The organism is Brevibacillus choshinensis, assembly GCF_001420695.1.
Taxonomy (GTDB): Bacteria; Bacillota; Bacilli; order Brevibacillales; family Brevibacillaceae; genus Brevibacillus; species Brevibacillus choshinensis.
This window is the reverse complement of record NZ_LJJB01000010.1, coordinates 1,579,708-1,594,191: the sequence shown is the minus strand read 5'-3', so window position 1 is coordinate 1,594,191 and position 14,484 is coordinate 1,579,708. Positions and strand designations below refer to the sequence as shown.

General features: G+C 49.7%; 13 protein-coding genes and 1 pseudogene. 7 read left to right on the top strand and 7 right to left on the bottom strand.

The annotated features are described in order from the left end of the window. The first annotated feature begins 2 nt into the window (after window positions 1-2). The 6 genes and pseudogenes from AN963_RS17625 (at window position 3) to AN963_RS17605 (ending at window position 5,582) form a co-directional block, all read left to right on the top strand. On the top strand, window positions 3-707 hold the full coding sequence (locus AN963_RS17625) for a cupin domain-containing protein (protein WP_083497002.1): 705 nt from the start codon (window positions 3-5) through the stop codon (window positions 705-707). Window positions 708-870: 163 nt separating this feature from the next. Then, entirely contained in the window at window positions 871-1,248 is a 378-nt protein-coding gene (locus AN963_RS17620) for a PH domain-containing protein (protein WP_055745836.1), read from the top strand. Window positions 1,249-1,438: 190 nt separating this feature from the next. Further along, window positions 1,439-2,947 carry a DEAD/DEAH box helicase gene (locus AN963_RS17615; protein ID WP_055745835.1) on the top strand — a complete coding sequence of 503 codons (1,509 nt, stop codon included), beginning with the start codon at window positions 1,439-1,441 and terminating at the stop codon, window positions 2,945-2,947. 201 nt (window positions 2,948-3,148) lie between these two features. Further along, window positions 3,149-3,382: pseudogene (locus tag AN963_RS32000) on the top strand (mannitol dehydrogenase family protein); the annotation flags it as partial. A 201-nt stretch (window positions 3,383-3,583) separates the two neighbouring features. After that, window positions 3,584-5,311, top strand: a complete 1,728-nt coding sequence (gene ptsP, locus AN963_RS17610; protein WP_055746352.1) for a phosphoenolpyruvate--protein phosphotransferase — start codon at window positions 3,584-3,586, stop codon at window positions 5,309-5,311. A gap of 13 nt (window positions 5,312-5,324) precedes the next feature. Continuing rightward, window positions 5,325-5,582 carry an HPr family phosphocarrier protein gene (locus AN963_RS17605; protein ID WP_055745834.1) on the top strand — a complete coding sequence of 86 codons (258 nt, stop codon included), beginning with the start codon at window positions 5,325-5,327 and terminating at the stop codon, window positions 5,580-5,582. Window positions 5,583-5,637: 55 nt separating this feature from the next. On the opposite strand, the gene AN963_RS17600 is transcribed toward AN963_RS17605, so the two are convergent. Together AN963_RS17600 and AN963_RS17595 are read right to left on the bottom strand one after the other, a co-directional pair. Next, window positions 5,638-7,320, bottom strand: a complete 1,683-nt coding sequence (locus tag AN963_RS17600; protein ID WP_055745833.1) for a sulfatase-like hydrolase/transferase — start codon at window positions 7,318-7,320, stop codon at window positions 5,638-5,640. 123 nt (window positions 7,321-7,443) lie between these two features. Next, complete coding sequence (locus AN963_RS17595) at window positions 7,444-8,499, bottom strand: YeiH family protein (protein WP_055745832.1); 1,056 nt, start codon at window positions 8,497-8,499, stop codon at window positions 7,444-7,446. Between the two features lie 134 nt (window positions 8,500-8,633). Between AN963_RS17595 and AN963_RS17590 the strand changes: the two genes are divergently transcribed. After that, window positions 8,634-9,530 (top strand): LysR family transcriptional regulator, encoded by an 897-nt coding sequence (locus AN963_RS17590; protein ID WP_055745831.1) that lies wholly within the window; start codon window positions 8,634-8,636, stop codon window positions 9,528-9,530. A gap of 65 nt (window positions 9,531-9,595) precedes the next feature. Here the strand turns inward: AN963_RS17590 and AN963_RS17585 are convergent, their stop codons facing one another. From AN963_RS17585 to AN963_RS17565, 5 genes are all read right to left on the bottom strand, one after another. Next, complete coding sequence (locus AN963_RS17585; protein ID WP_055745830.1) at window positions 9,596-10,630, bottom strand: stalk domain-containing protein; 1,035 nt, start codon at window positions 10,628-10,630, stop codon at window positions 9,596-9,598. 93 nt (window positions 10,631-10,723) lie between these two features. Next, window positions 10,724-11,485, bottom strand: a complete 762-nt coding sequence (locus tag AN963_RS17580; RefSeq protein WP_055745829.1) for an anti-sigma factor — start codon at window positions 11,483-11,485, stop codon at window positions 10,724-10,726. Between the two features lie 2 nt (window positions 11,486-11,487). Then, on the bottom strand, window positions 11,488-12,054 hold the full coding sequence (locus AN963_RS17575) for an RNA polymerase sigma factor (RefSeq protein ID WP_055745828.1): 567 nt from the start codon (window positions 12,052-12,054) through the stop codon (window positions 11,488-11,490). A gap of 151 nt (window positions 12,055-12,205) precedes the next feature. Then, complete coding sequence (locus AN963_RS17570; RefSeq protein WP_055745827.1) at window positions 12,206-13,801, bottom strand: HAMP domain-containing sensor histidine kinase; 1,596 nt, start codon at window positions 13,799-13,801, stop codon at window positions 12,206-12,208. Then, a complete protein-coding gene (locus AN963_RS17565; RefSeq protein WP_055745826.1) occupies window positions 13,791-14,468 on the bottom strand; it encodes a response regulator transcription factor in 678 nt (225 codons plus the stop codon). The genes AN963_RS17570 and AN963_RS17565 overlap by 11 nt, the downstream gene beginning before the upstream one ends. Window positions 14,469-14,484 lie beyond the last annotated feature (16 nt).

Below are 14,484 nucleotides of genomic sequence, written 5' to 3'. Positions count from 1 at the left end.
GAATGACTCTGTATCTCGATTACAAATCCCCTTCCGTACAATACTTCGATGATGTAAATAGAAACAGGTTGTTTACAAAGGATCAGCAAAACTATATCAATGTGCTGTCGACTCAAACGCTGAACTCGTTGGATAACTCGTCCCTGCTAGACATTTTTATGAGCCAGGGAAATGTGGTGGAGCCGCACTACCATCAAAATGCTGCTGAGCTCGTATACTGCGTTTTCGGATCGGCAAATGTTTCCTTTATCAATCCTTTTACGAATGAAGTATCGACGTATCATATTACCCCTGGCCAGGTCACCAATATTCCACAAGGGTGGTGGCATTGGGAAGTCGCTACCGAAAACAACACGCACCTGATCGCTATTTTTAACGCGCCGATACCTGAGGTGATCCTTGCATCCGACATACTGCGCCTAACGCCAAGTGATATCATGGCTCACACATACTGTCTAAACGAAAGGCAGTGGAGAGATACCATTTCACCGATCCAGATGGCGACCTTTATCGGACCACCAGTCAACTGCTATCAAGGACAAATCCAAGGTCAAGCTCCTCAGCAGCCAACCCCATACGGCTATCAGCTTCCTTATCAGCAAGCACCGATCCCACAACAATACGGATATGGACAGCCACAGGGATCACCGTTTGCGCCACAGGGGATGTACCCGCAACAACCACAAGGGAATTACCAGCAGTATTAGTAAACCGAAAAAAGCTCTGCGAAAAACTGGCCAAATTGGCTGGTTTTTTTTGCGTCATTCTGAGGGTAGATAGGAAGCTGGTCTCTTTTCTTTTTTTCTCAAACAATGGTACCTTTATCCATATAGATAAGTTAGTGAAGGGAAAGAAACGGGGGATGAGAAAATGGGCCTGTTTGATGGCTTGATGGGAAATGCATCCGAAGTCAGCATAGCGGAAGCACATAAGGAGTTCGGTCACGTTTTGGCTAGGAATGAACGGATTGAAAAGGCGTACAAACTCATTCGAGATCTGTTTATCTTTACCGATAAACGGTTAATATTAATCGACAAACAGGGACTGACTGGGAAAAAAGTGGAATTTCATTCCATTCCGTACAAGAGCATTACCCATTTCAGTATTGAAACGGCGGGCAGTTTTGACCTGGATGCCGAATTGAAGATATACATCTCGGGTAGTCAGATGCCTCTGCAACGGCAATTCAACAAAAACCTGAACATCTATGAGGTACAGAGTGTTTTGGCTGACTATGTTTTGAAATGAGGAAAGATTAGGAAAGGCAGTATCCCATTTGCAATTTCATACGATCCATGGTACGATTACAGCTATGTTCTTTGTAGGGTGCTACGTACAATCGGGGATAATAGGGCATGTTCCGGATCGTAAGGAATAGTGCCCTTTTTTAGTGAGAATTTTATAGAAGAAGGCTTTAGAAAAAGGAGACTGAAAAGCATTGAGTACTTTTTTAGATTTTGGATTACACCAATCAGTTGTCAAAGCACTTAGCAATATGGGATTTGAAGAGGCGACGGCCATCCAGGTTCAAACCGTTCCAGTGGCTTTGCAAGGACGTGACTTGATCGGTCAAGCACAAACGGGTACAGGGAAGACGGCAGCGTTTGGTATTCCGCTGATCGAAAGATTGAATGAAAATAGTGGGAACATTCAAGGTGTCGTGTTGACACCTACCCGCGAGCTGGCAGTGCAGGTAGCTGAAGAGATCAATAAGATCGCCCAGTTTAAAAACATCTCTGCTCTGCCTATTTACGGCGGACAGGATATCACTCGCCAAATCAAGGCGTTGAAAAAGCGTCCACAAATCATCGTGGCGACTCCGGGTCGTTTCATGGATCACATGAGAAGAAAAACGATTCGTCTGGATTCGATCGAGATCGTTGTATTGGACGAAGCGGATGAAATGCTGAACATGGGCTTCATCGATGACATCAAAGAAATTTTGCAGGAAGTACCTGACAATCGTCAAACCCTGCTGTTCTCGGCAACCATGCCGCGTGCGATCCAGGAAATCGCGCAGCAGTTCATGACCGAACCAACCCTGATTTCCGTGAAATCAAAAGAAGTAACCGTTCCGAATATCGAACAGCAATATATGGAAGTTGCTGAAAAGCAAAAGTTTGATGTGCTCTGCCGTTTGCTCGATATCCACTCGCCTGAGTTGGCTATCATCTTCGGTAGAACCAAGCGCCGAGTAGACGAATTGTCCGAAGCATTGACCAAGCGTGGTTACGGAGCAGAAGGTATTCACGGTGACTTAAATCAAGCGAAGCGCGACAGCGTTCTGCGTAAATTTAAAGAAGGTACGATTGAAGTGTTGGTAGCAACGGATGTTGCTGCACGCGGTTTGGATATCAGTGGGGTTACTCACGTATTCAACTTTGATATTCCACAAGACTCCGAGAGCTACGTTCACCGTATCGGTAGAACGGGTCGTGCTGGGAAAACAGGTCTGGCGATCACTTTCGTCACCTCCCGTGAAATTGACCACCTGCGTCTGATCGAGCGTGCTACGAATCGTCGTATGGAGCGCCGTTCTGTACCATCCATGGCTGAGGCGATGGAAGGACAGCAACGTATGGCAATCGAGAAAATCCTGGAAGTATCAGGAAGAGATAACTTGCAAGCTTACAAAACGCTGGCTGAACAGCTCCTGGAAGATGTGGATTCTGTCACACTCGTATCTGCAGCACTGAAGCTGTTGACGAAAGAGCCGGATATGACGCCTATTCGCCTCACAGAAGAAGCGCCATTGCGTGTCAGCAAAAAGAAATTCCCGCCAAAAGGAAAAGGCACTTCTGGGACTTCCGGTGGTTATGGAGCCAAGAGACCACAACGTCCACGTACAGGTGAATCTCGCCCACGCAGTGGAGAGTTCCGCCCTCGCACTGGAGAATCCCGTCCACGCAGTAACGATTCCCGTCCTCGTGGCGAAAGACAGCGCTAAGCAAAAAAAGAAAGAGATTGTCCACGACAAGACTTCCGTTTCATTACGGGAGTCTTGTTTTTTTATCTGGACGAAAAATCGGGCGCTGAGTCTTAGACAATATATCCTTTTGATTTTATTGTGACGGGTATGTAAACGCTTTATATTTGAAGTGGGCAAATATTCTTTTTAATTATGTCATGAACAGATAGATATAAGTAAATGATGGTCCTGTGTCATGCAGTCATTGCTTATTTAGGCTATCTGCACGGGTATGCAACGATTGCCGAGACACTCCGAGACGCCGAGATCAAGATTGCGGCCAGAGGTGACTTGCAGGAGACAGGTGTCCTCTTGCTGGAAAAATATCGATTTGAGAAGGAAACACACGAAGCATATGTAGAAAAGATCTTAGGTAGATATGCCAACCCGATGATCTCTGACCACGTCACACGCGTAGCACGAGCCCTTTCTGCGGAATACTTGGGATTGGCGATAGCAGCAGCTTTGTTGTTTGATTATCCCGAGGATCCCGAGGCTGTACTGATTTTGCGTACGTACACTGGCATCCCTGAGGGAAATCCTCTGGCAGAAATCGTGCTGAGGCATGTTCGTTGCATGAACAAATCGGTACCCATTAAGAAAGGAGGAGCATCGATGTCCCAAAAAATCATGGGTGTGAAAGCTTCTACAGGCATTGCCATCGGGAAGGTATTTTTGCTCGCCAATCCCGAGCTTGAGATCAAAATGACCCCCATCGAAGAACCTCTCGCGGAAATCAAACGTTTCCAGGTTGCTCTGGAAAAGGCAAAAGCTGATTTGCAAGGAATCGCCCAGCATGTGGAAGCGGAAATGGGTCCGGACAAGGTAGACATTTTCAAAGCGCATCTCCTCGTGCTGGAAGACCCCGAGCTGGTTGATTCTGTCCAGTCCAAGATCGAGCAGGAGCGGGTCAATGCAGAAAGTGCGTTGAATGAAGTGGCGTCTGGTTTTATCCTCGTTTTTGAACAAATGGACAATGAATATATGAAAGAGCGCGCGGCAGACATCCGCGACGTTACCAAACGCGTCATGTCCTACCTGTTGGGCGTGGAGTTTGCGACACCAGCCAATCTGACGGAAGAAGTCATTATCGTGGCAGAGGACTTGACGCCTTCGGATACGGCGCAGCTAGATCGTCGTTATGTCAAAGGATTTGTAACGGACATTGGCGGACGCACGTCTCACTCGGCGATTATGGCCCGCTCGTTGGAGATTCCCGCAGTAGTCGGTACGAGAGACATTACTCGTGTAGCACGTTCATCGTCTACGATCATTCTGGACGGACATGAAGGGATTGTCATTCTCGACCCGAGTGAAGAGGAAATTGCCGCTTATCAGCGTAAAAAAGCGGACGATGACGCTCAAAAGGCGGAATTGGTGAAGCTGGTCCAGCAAAAAACGGTCACCTCGGATGATCATCATGTCGAGCTTGCTGCCAATATCGGTAGTCCGCAGGATTTGGTGGGAGTCCTCACAAACGGCGCAGAAGGTGTCGGACTATTTCGTACGGAGTTCCTCTACATGGGAAGAGATCAATTTCCGACTGAAGAGGAACAATTTCAAGCATACAAACAGGTGCTCGAACAAATGGAAGGAAAGCCAGTGGTCATCCGTACGCTCGACATCGGTGGGGACAAACATCTTTCCTACCTCGACATGCCAGAAGAGTTGAATCCATTCCTCGGCTTCCGGGCCATTCGACTGTGTCTGGACAATCAGGACCTGTTTCGGACGCAACTACGCGCTTTGCTGCTGGCAAGCGTATTCGGCAATCTGAAAATCATGTTTCCGATGATCGCTACGCTAGAAGAATTCCAGCAAGCAAAGGCGATCCTTGTGGAAGAGAAAAAAGGATTGCAGGAAAGTGGCGTGGCTGTTTCTGAGCAAATCGAAGTGGGGATTATGATTGAGATTCCCGCTGCAGCGATGATGGCCGATCAGTTGGCTGATGAAGTCGATTTCTTCAGTATTGGAACCAATGACCTGATTCAGTATACGATGGCAGCAGATCGCATGAATGAACGGGTAGCGTATCTGTATCAGCCTTATCATCCTGCCGTCCTGCGTATGATCCATCTAGTGATCAAGGCTGCTCACGCCAAAGGCAAATGGGTAGGGATGTGCGGAGAAATGGCAGGCGATCCAATCGCCATCCCGATCTTGCTGGGGATGGGTCTAGATGAGTTCAGCATGAGTGCCGCCAGCATTTTACCCGCTCGGAAGCTGCTTGGCCGCATGAGCAGAGAAGAAGCGGCAAAACATACAAATACCGTTTTAACGATGAGCTCATCCAAACAAGTGGAGGAGTTCGTCCGGCGAACATTTGAACCCATTAACAACTAGGAGGCGCACCCGGATGGAGCAGAAAAATATTGTTGTGCAACTATCACAAGGCTTGCATGCTAGACCTGCAGCTACTTTTGTGAAAATCGCGACTTCTTTCTCGAGCGAGATCAAGCTCTTGAAGAAGGAAAAGATCGTGAATGGAAAAAGCATTATGGGTATCATGGCTGCGGCGATCGCAAAGGGTGAAGAAATCACGCTGATCGTGGATGGTGCGGATGAAAAGGAAGCCATCGCCGCATTGGAAAAAATACTGCTGGAACAAGAATAGTCACTCGCCCAGAAAAGTCCCTCTACGAAGGGGCTTTTTTTCGTGAAAGTCTTTGTTAGGATTCGTCGGCGGGGGTCGGGGTCAGACGCTTCTGTCTCCGCTGTTCGTCCAGCAAGGTAGCCATATATTGTCGAATCGGCTCTGTCTGGGGAGTAGCGTAAACGGGTGAAGCCAGATTAAATACTTCCAACGGATCCTCGGTTACGTTGTATAGTTCATACTCATCTGGAGCAGGGCAATTATCGCCAAAGACATTTTCGTAGTCAAAGTAACGGGAGTATTTCCAGATCGTTTTTTGCTGGTTATAACGTACAGTGGCAATGACCGTCTCGATGCGGTTTGGAGCAACGACGGATTGATACGGCTGACCTAGTAAGCTCACTTGGTGTTGACCTTTTGTGACATCATCTTCGGTCATAAAGTAGAGCGGCTCATCTAATCGCTTTGGCGTGCCCGTTCCCAAGATCAAAGAAGAAAGGTCGCGCCCTACCGGGTCCCTTACTTCGCTGTGAGTCTGTTTGAGTTCAGCCTGTATCGCTACCGTATCAGCACCGATCAGTCCCAACAGTGTAGGGAGGAGATCGACATGACAAGTGAGCTGTTGCGTAGTTTGCGGAACAGGAAACAGCAAGGGGTTATGGATCACCAAAGGGACATGAAGTGCTTCCTCGTAGGCACAGTAAAATTTTTGATGGAGGTAGCCGTGTGCGCCGAGCATATCTCCGTGGTCAGATGTAAATAAGACGATGGTTTCTCGATAAAGAGAAGAATCGGCTAGAGTCTGGAGAATTCGCATCATTTGCTGATCCGCATTTTTCTGCAGCTGGTAGTAAAGGCGACGGTAAAGGGAGTTGTCTGCGATGGGCTGAAAAGCCTGTGGATACACGTCCCGATAACTGGCCTGACAGCGTGGCTTCGTTCTCAGGGTCTCTCTCTGAGTCGGAGGTGGCTCCACATCAGGGACGGAATCTTCAACGTGAAATCGGAAGAATGGCAGTTCCTGTGTGATGTCACCGAATAAGGTAATATCATGCGGATTCACAAAGGAAGCGACGATCAGCCAAGGCTGGTAGTCTTGGGATTGGGACAAGTGATGGTGCTCGTGGTCGAGCTGGCGAATTAACTGAACGACATCGGAGCCATAGACGACATCACGGCCGTTTATGCCGATCGCAGCGGAAGAACCAGAGTTATGTGGAGCTGCCCCAGCCGGTTCCGGGCCAATCCACTCAGAAAAACCATAGCCGTTCAGACGATCTGCCTGAAGGTACAATTGTTCGAGCTCGGGATCAGGAATACCCGTCCCCCGCTGATAACTGGGAATGGATCTATGGGTTCCGGGCACGTAGATGTCCGCATTGGAGAAATGCCATTTTCCTTTGTAGTAGGTACGATAGCCGGCAGCCTGGAAGTAATCACCCAAAGTGGGCACCGTGTTGGGATCCAGCCAAAGCATGTCACTATCTGGAGGCATCTTTGCAGCGCCACTTGTTTGCGAAACGCCGTGCAGGGACGGGTACTGTCCGGTAAACAAGGTGGCACGACTGGGGCAGCAAGCTGTGGCCGAGACGTAATGATTGGTAAATTCCATGCCGTGTTTGCGTAAAAATTGGTGCGCCTGTAGCTGCCTTTTGCTCCATGTCTTGATAGCGGCACCTTCATAGACGGGTGGGAAGCGTTCTTCATCGACCATGATCATGAGTATATTGGGGCGTTTCCTCAACAGGCGAGTGGACAAAGTGATAGCCCCTCCTTTCCGGCAGATCAGACCGCTACCATCATACGAGAGGAATGGCAAAAAAATTCGCCGAGCGTGGATTGCCCGGCGAGTGGATCTCATTAGATGAACGCGAATGTCTGATTATATGAGCAAAAACGACAGCACAGAAAGCAGCACGGACGTGATCGACATGGCAATCAATGGACGAGCAGCTTTGGTGCGTAGGGCGCGCAGGTTCACATTCAGGCCCAGACCGACCATCGCCATTGTCAGAACAAACGTGGTGACATTCGAGACTCCTGCCTGGAAGCCTTCAGACACGGGAATGAGCGATCCAAGTACGTAGCTTCCAAAGACACTCATGACAAGAAAGCCAATCAGGAACCACGGAAACTCGATTTTGGCACCGCCTTGTACTTTCCCGGTACGCTTCATCCAGTACATGAGGATAAAACAGAGTGGGACGAGCAGCAGGACACGGCCCAATTTGGCCAGTAATCCCATGGCTAGGCCATCCTGTCCGGCAGGAGCGGCAGCCAGAGCGACGTGCGCGATTTCGTGCAGACTAATTCCTGACCAGATACCGTATTCCACAGGTGTCAGAGGTAAATACGGTCGCAAAACGGTGTAGAGGATTGAGAAGACTGTCCCTACCAGCGCGATAATTCCTACGCCGATCGCTGTATCTTCTTCCTTTGCCTGAATGATGGGGGATACGGCTGCGATGGCTGCGGCTCCGCATACTCCCGTACCAACTCCTAGCATGAGGGAGAGGGATGGCTCCGCTTTCAACCATTTCGCCAACAGGACGGTCAGAAGGATGGCGAAGACAATGACTCCAGCATCGTACACGAGTAGACCTAGACCTTGGTGCAAAACGACGTCGATATTGAGCTTTAATCCGTACAAAATAATGGCTAGACGCAATAGTCGCTTTGCAGAAAATTGGATGCCGGAGCGCATCGCTTCGGGGTAACCCCAAAACTGCCGATAGACCACAGCAATCACGATGGCACAGGCTAATGGACCGACATGATCAAAGCCGGGGATTCGGGACAAGCCGTACCCGAGAAGCGCAATCAAAAAGGTAAACGCGACACCGCCGATCCACAGCGAACGTGATGAAAACCGTGAGCTGGCTTTTGCTGCTCCGGCGCTTCTGTCCACAGGCACATTTCCTTTTATATGGGTAGTCATAAGTGACTCACTCCTTTATCGGTGATTCCTTTATCAGCATAATGCAAGATGTATGATAAGAAAAATAAATCATCTGCATCATAACGATAAGTAAAGTTATATAATAAAAAGCAAAGGTGAGTGGGGTGAGGGAGATGGATCAACAATTACGTGTATTTGTAACGGTGGCTGATCGGCAGAACTTTTCACGTGCTGCCGAAGAACTGCACATGACACAACCGGCTGTCAGTCAATATATCCTGTCATTGGAGCGCATGATTGGTACCAAGCTTTTGGAGCGTAGTAACAAATACGTGCGGCTAAATAAAGCGGGCGAGATTGTGTATCACCACGCCAGAGAAATTTTGGGCCTCCACACGCGCATGCAGAGTCTCGTGGATGATTTGATGAATACACCTAGTGGACGCTTGACCATCGGAGCCAGCTATACGTACGGAGAATACGTGCTTCCTCATGTGGTCGCCCGGATGCGAGAGTACTATCCCGCCATTACCCCTACGATTACGATCCACAATTCAACGGTCATCGCGGAGCAAGTAGCCAATCGCCAACTGGATGTGGGCATCGTCGAAGGGGAGTATGTCGATGAGAAGATGTGCATTGAGCCTTTTGCTGATGATCGGATGTACTTGATTGTTTCCCCTCATCACCATTTGGCCGGGAAAGAGAAAGTAAACCTGTCCGATTTGGAAGCACAGACCTGGATTGTGCGCGAGGAAGGCTCCGGAACACGCGAAGCTGCAGAGAAAATGTTCCGTCAGCTACAGATTGCTCCTGACAGAATGATGGAGTTTGGCAGCACACAGGTGATCAAGGAATCGGTAGAGGCTGGCCTGGGCATCAGTTTGTTATCGTATTGGGCTATTCGAAAGGAGAGAAAGCTGGGTACACTCGTTACGCTCAAGCTCGCAGGTACCCCGGTTACCCGGAATTTCTCTCTGCTGACAAAAACAAACGAGTTTCATACCAAAGCATTGGATATTTTCATGGATCTCATACGTAATCATTTGCCAGAGGGAGCCTATACGTAAAAAGGGGAAGCTGCACGCTTGGAATTCGTGCAGCTTCCCCCTTCTATAGTCGGGCATGTGTGCTTTTATTTCACGGTGATGGTTCCTGTCATGAAGGTGTGGGGCTTGCAGTAGATGGAGTAAACCCCTGGTTTGTTGAAGGTGGCGGTATAGGTGGTGCCCTTGTTGATTGGGCCGCTGTCAAAGGTGCCGTCTTTGGCTGTTACGGTGTGGACGACGTCGTCGAGGTTTTTGAACGTAACCGTTGAGCCTGCTTCAATCGTCAGAGACCCCGGTTTAAAAGAAAAGGATTGAATGTCTACGGTATGGGATAGAGCAGCTTCATGACCTGGCATCGCCATTGTTTGAAAGTGAATGACCTGTTTGACGGCTGGTGAAATTGGTTTGTGATCGTTGCCCACCAGTTGAACGGTTAAAGTATGAGTTCCAGGAGTCACCTTGTCAAAGACGGCCGGCTCACCATTGATCATTTTGTACGCAAGTTTGGGATCTGCCGGATCGGTATCCAGCCATACGTGAATATGCCCCTCTCCCGTTTTGAGCTGAGATTGCTCGCGGAAATCTGCCAAATGGTGCTGGAATGCCGCAACGGACACCTTTACTTGGTCGGAGTGCAAGATGTCCCCATTGGCAGGCGAAACGATGCGGAGCGATGGCGCTTTCGCTGATTGTAAAGTGATGGTGTTCGCTGCTTTGTCATATCCGACGCTCATACCAAGATTCTCTGCGAGAAAACGGATCGGCACATAGGGAACGCTATGAACCAGAGCAGCCGGAGTGTCCATGTTGACGGAACTCCCGTTGATCGTGGCGATCTTGCTGCCTGGGGTGAACCGATACGTATTGGTATCCTTTTGAACCGTGACAGAGTTGGCAGCTTGGTCGTATAGGGTTGTAGCTCCGATCGCCTGGGCGAGTTCGTTTGCGGGTACCATCACACGATTGTTGGTGACAACCTGCTTTCCTTCCAAGCGTAACGACTTTCCATCCAATGTGACAGAGCTTTGGTGCGAGGCAGACGGGGCGGCCGATACCCAGCCGATACCCAGTGCTCCTGTGAGCAATACACTCACAAATAAAACGGAAACCGATTTCTTCATGCTTGTTCCCCCTCCATGTTTTTCATGAGATAGGCATTCGTCGTCTTTCACGAAAGGTAACGCAGGAGAGGGGAAAACGGTTCGATCCAAACACTATGTCCCCAGAACTTTTTTTCCTCGAGGCTGGGTCCCATCTGCGTCAGGCTCCAGGGTGATGCCGATTGCTTCAAATGACAGGGAAGGATCTTGTATGTCGTAGGTAAGGACGCCTGTACCTTGGTGATTTACACGGAACACGCCAGCGTTTTGACGCTTCCCATCGTGAATGAGCCAGACCTGATATGCTTCTGACCCCTGCGTAGAAGAGAGGCCCTGCAGATGCAGCACGAGCGTTTTTTTGCTGCCCTGTTCATACATCCATGCCGTTCCTTTTGCAGAGGTCGGTGCATTCAGGGGCGCTAGCAAGGTATAGGATTGCACGACCTGGGCGGGCTGGAATGAATCGTGCGCCGCCAGCTGCTGCTGGAGCTGAATGTTATTCCAGATGACTCCCGCAAGAGCAATCGCCAATCCAGCCATCACGAAACGGTACGGAGCAGGCTGCCATGTTACCAGACGCTTGCCAATCTGCTGATACCAAGGTAGGACTTGTGCGGTATCTGGTTTTTCCTTTGGTTCAAAAATCGCGTTCATCACTTCTGTCTTCAAATCGACAGGCACATCCACATTCTCCGGCTGATACGATAATTGGAAAGGTATCAATGCCCATGCCTCCCGTAATTCATTCACTTCCTGGCGACAAAATGGACATGCTGCGAGATGGTCGTCGATGAGGAGGTTCACTTTCTCAGTGCATTCCCCAATCACATAAGCGACCAGTTCATCTGATAAAGAACAGCGGTCACGGGTTTCCACGGTTACCCCTCCATCTCTGGTATCAAGTGGTTCCGCAAGATTTTCAAGGTTTGGTGCAACCGACTCTTGATGGTGCCGAGGGGCTCGTTGCGCATCTGGGCAATTTCACTGAGTGAGTACCCCTCCCAGTACAGCGATTGAATCAGCTCGATCTGGCTCTTGGAGAGATGCCGATATGCCTTTTCCATCTGTTCGCGCATCAACTTGCGGGAAATGACGTCAGCTGGATTGTTGGCGGGATGGTCCGGGATGTGCTCCCAGTGCTCGGATGAGACGGGAATGTAGCGTTGATTCCGCTTTTCTTTGCGCAGATGATCGATCGTGATATTGCGGGTAATCGTAATCAACCAGTTCACAAACTGTCCCTTTTCGGCGTTGAAGCCGGATTCTGAGGTCCATAGACGGGTAAATACCGCTTGTACGATTGCTCTGGCATGCTGCTCGTCCTGAGTGGCTTTGAACGAGAATGAGTAGACAAGCTTGATGTAGCGATCATAGAGCTCTTCTAACGCAGGGCGGTGCTTTTGCATGACGAGTTGCATCAAGTCCGCGTCACTCCAGTTTTGCATGAGACAGGCACACCTCTTTTTCTCCTGATCTCTACCTACTTTGAAAAGGTAACGATGCCAAGTCCCGATCGGTTCGATGAAAAATATAAAAAAACTCTCCTCCATTGTAAAGGAAGAGAGAGAATATCAGGGAAAAAATGGACAGAACACCTTATTCGGCGGGTGTGTGGAGTGTAATGAGGAATGAAGTGCCATGTTCGGATGTGTCCAACAATTTCACATCGCCGCCATTCGTGTTGGCGAGCATGCGGCATATTGTCAATCCCAAGCCAAGCCCATGCTTTTTCTTTCGTTTTGTGTCCCCTCTGTAATACCGTTCGAAAATAAAAGGTACCTCTTCAGGGGGGATTCCTCTGCCGTTGTCTTTAAGCTCGATGGCGAGAAGCTTTTCTGGCTGCTCAATCTTGAGTTCAATCGACGAGGCGTCTGCAGCTGCGCTGTTGTTCAAAAGGTTGAGCAGAATCTGCGTGAGATGTGCTTTGTCTCCGTTCCAAACGAGCTCTTCAGGCATGCCAGTAATGGTCACGTTTATCGCAGAAAAGGCGGGAACAGCATGCCACTGCGAGATAATCTGATTCAAATAGGAGGCTAGATGAACAGCGGACAATTCTTTGGCAATTGCCCCTGCTTCCATCGAGGTGAAATCGAGCAAGTCGTTCACCATGGTCTGGAGTCGTTTGGCTTCATCCATACTGATCTGCATGAATTCGTCGGCTTCTTTCCCGGTAACGACACCGTCTTTCACGGCCTGGATCATTCCGCGGATCGAAGTGACAGGAGTCCGAAGCTCATGGGAAACACCTGCTAGCAAGTCGGTACGCATACGCTCCAGCTGTCCGAGTCGATTCGCCATGTCGTCAAAGGAATGGACCAGCTGACTGATTTCCGATTCCTTGATCCTGGTTGCATCCGGCAGCTCGGGGCGGTAATTGCCATCCGATACTTGCTGCGCGGCTACAGCCAGTTGCCGTAGAGGGTGGGTCAGGGAGCGGGAGAGGACATAGACGATTGCCCATCCACAAAGTGTGATCACGCCAATGGAAACCATGATCATGATATAGGTCTGGACTTGGTCAGTATTGAGGCGTGTACTCACATAATAGACCCCTCCGACCGATTGCTGCTGGTAATACGGAACACCGACGCGCAGCCATGTACCGTCCTTGGTGTCGATGACTTCTCGTGTTTCCTTTTTATCATTGGCAGGGGCAGAAGGGGCTGGCAATTTATCAAGAGTGACACTGGTTACGCTGTTTATTGCCGGACTCAATAGTTGTTTATTGGATTCATCGTAGATCTGCACCACATGATCGAGTGGGACGCTAGGCATGACTTTCATGGTGAGAGTCGCAGTAGATGCATTCCCTACAGCCGGGACATCGGCGGTGATGTCAGATTTGGCTCCCGTCGTCGGACCTGTGATGGTGGACTTGATGGCACTCGCCGCGCTGGTGGACATCGTGACCGTCGTGGCTGGTGTGACGGGTGAGACTTTCATGATGGCGTTTAGCTTCGCCATAGGAACGACTTCCACAGCCTTGGAGTAGGAATCGGCGAGCAGGAACGTTCTTGCTTCTAGGATCTCGAACTGCTGCTCCATCGTGTTTGCCCGGATCCAATAGATTCCGAACAAGCCAATCCCAATCAGCATGATCAGAAGAATCATCGCATAACGCCACGTCCAGTAACGCAACAAGGGGACAGAGGTGACCGGTGTCTTGGTTGAGAATGGCCATCTAGTAAACACGCAAGCTGTACCCCATTCCTCTAATCGTACTGATTTCTCCCTCTACACCCGACCAATGCTGCAACGCTTTGCGAACACGCTTTACTGCTGTATCCACGGATCTGTCCCCTCCTTCAAAATCCATCCCCCATACCTGGTCGAGCAATTGATCGCGGCTAAAGCATTGATTGGGATGTCGGGCGAAAAAGGCGAGCAGCTGCCAATCACGCGGCATCAGAGAGAGCGGTTCCTTTCCCAGTGAGGCGAGCTGAGCGCTAAAATCGATCGTCAAGCTACCGAGCCGGATCGTGTCCGCCTCTGCTATATAGGTGGATCGGCGCATGACAGCTTGTACACGCGCGACGACTTCCTCAGGGTCAAACGGCTTGGCGATGTAGTCATCTGCACCAAGAGTCAGACCTTGTAATTTATCAGGGACCGAGCCCCGAGCCGTCAATATGATGACTGGACAGCTCCCGTATTGTCTGATGCGTTCGAGTATTTCCATACCGTCTTGATCGGGCAGCATCAAATCGAGCAAAACCAGATCCGGCTTCCACGTAAGAAACGTTTCCACAGACCATTGATCTCCCTCGTTCCAATGAACGTCGTATCCAGCCCGCTCCAGATAGACTTGAACCAACCGGGCAATCGGCATTTCGTCTTCAATGACAAGGACTCGTTTCACTGCTGTGATACCTCAT

Excerpts from the sequence above, each read along its gene's own strand:
- AN963_RS17595 (WP_055745832.1), bottom strand. The coding sequence starts at position 8,499 with ATGACTACCCATATAAAAGGAAATGTGCCTGTGGACAGAAGCGCCGGA.
- AN963_RS17620 (WP_055745836.1), top strand. The coding sequence starts at position 871 with ATGGGCCTGTTTGATGGCTTGATGGGAAATGCATCCGAAGTCAGCATA.
- AN963_RS17575 (WP_055745828.1), bottom strand. The coding sequence starts at position 12,054 with ATGCAAAACTGGAGTGACGCGGACTTGATGCAACTCGTCATGCAAAAG.
- ptsP (WP_055746352.1), top strand. The coding sequence starts at position 3,584 with ATGTCCCAAAAAATCATGGGTGTGAAAGCTTCTACAGGCATTGCCATC.
- AN963_RS17605 (WP_055745834.1), top strand. The coding sequence starts at position 5,325 with ATGGAGCAGAAAAATATTGTTGTGCAACTATCACAAGGCTTGCATGCT.
- AN963_RS17585 (WP_055745830.1), bottom strand. The coding sequence starts at position 10,630 with ATGAAGAAATCGGTTTCCGTTTTATTTGTGAGTGTATTGCTCACAGGA.
- AN963_RS17625 (WP_083497002.1), top strand. The coding sequence starts at position 3 with ATGACTCTGTATCTCGATTACAAATCCCCTTCCGTACAATACTTCGAT.
- AN963_RS17590 (WP_055745831.1), top strand. The coding sequence starts at position 8,634 with ATGGATCAACAATTACGTGTATTTGTAACGGTGGCTGATCGGCAGAAC.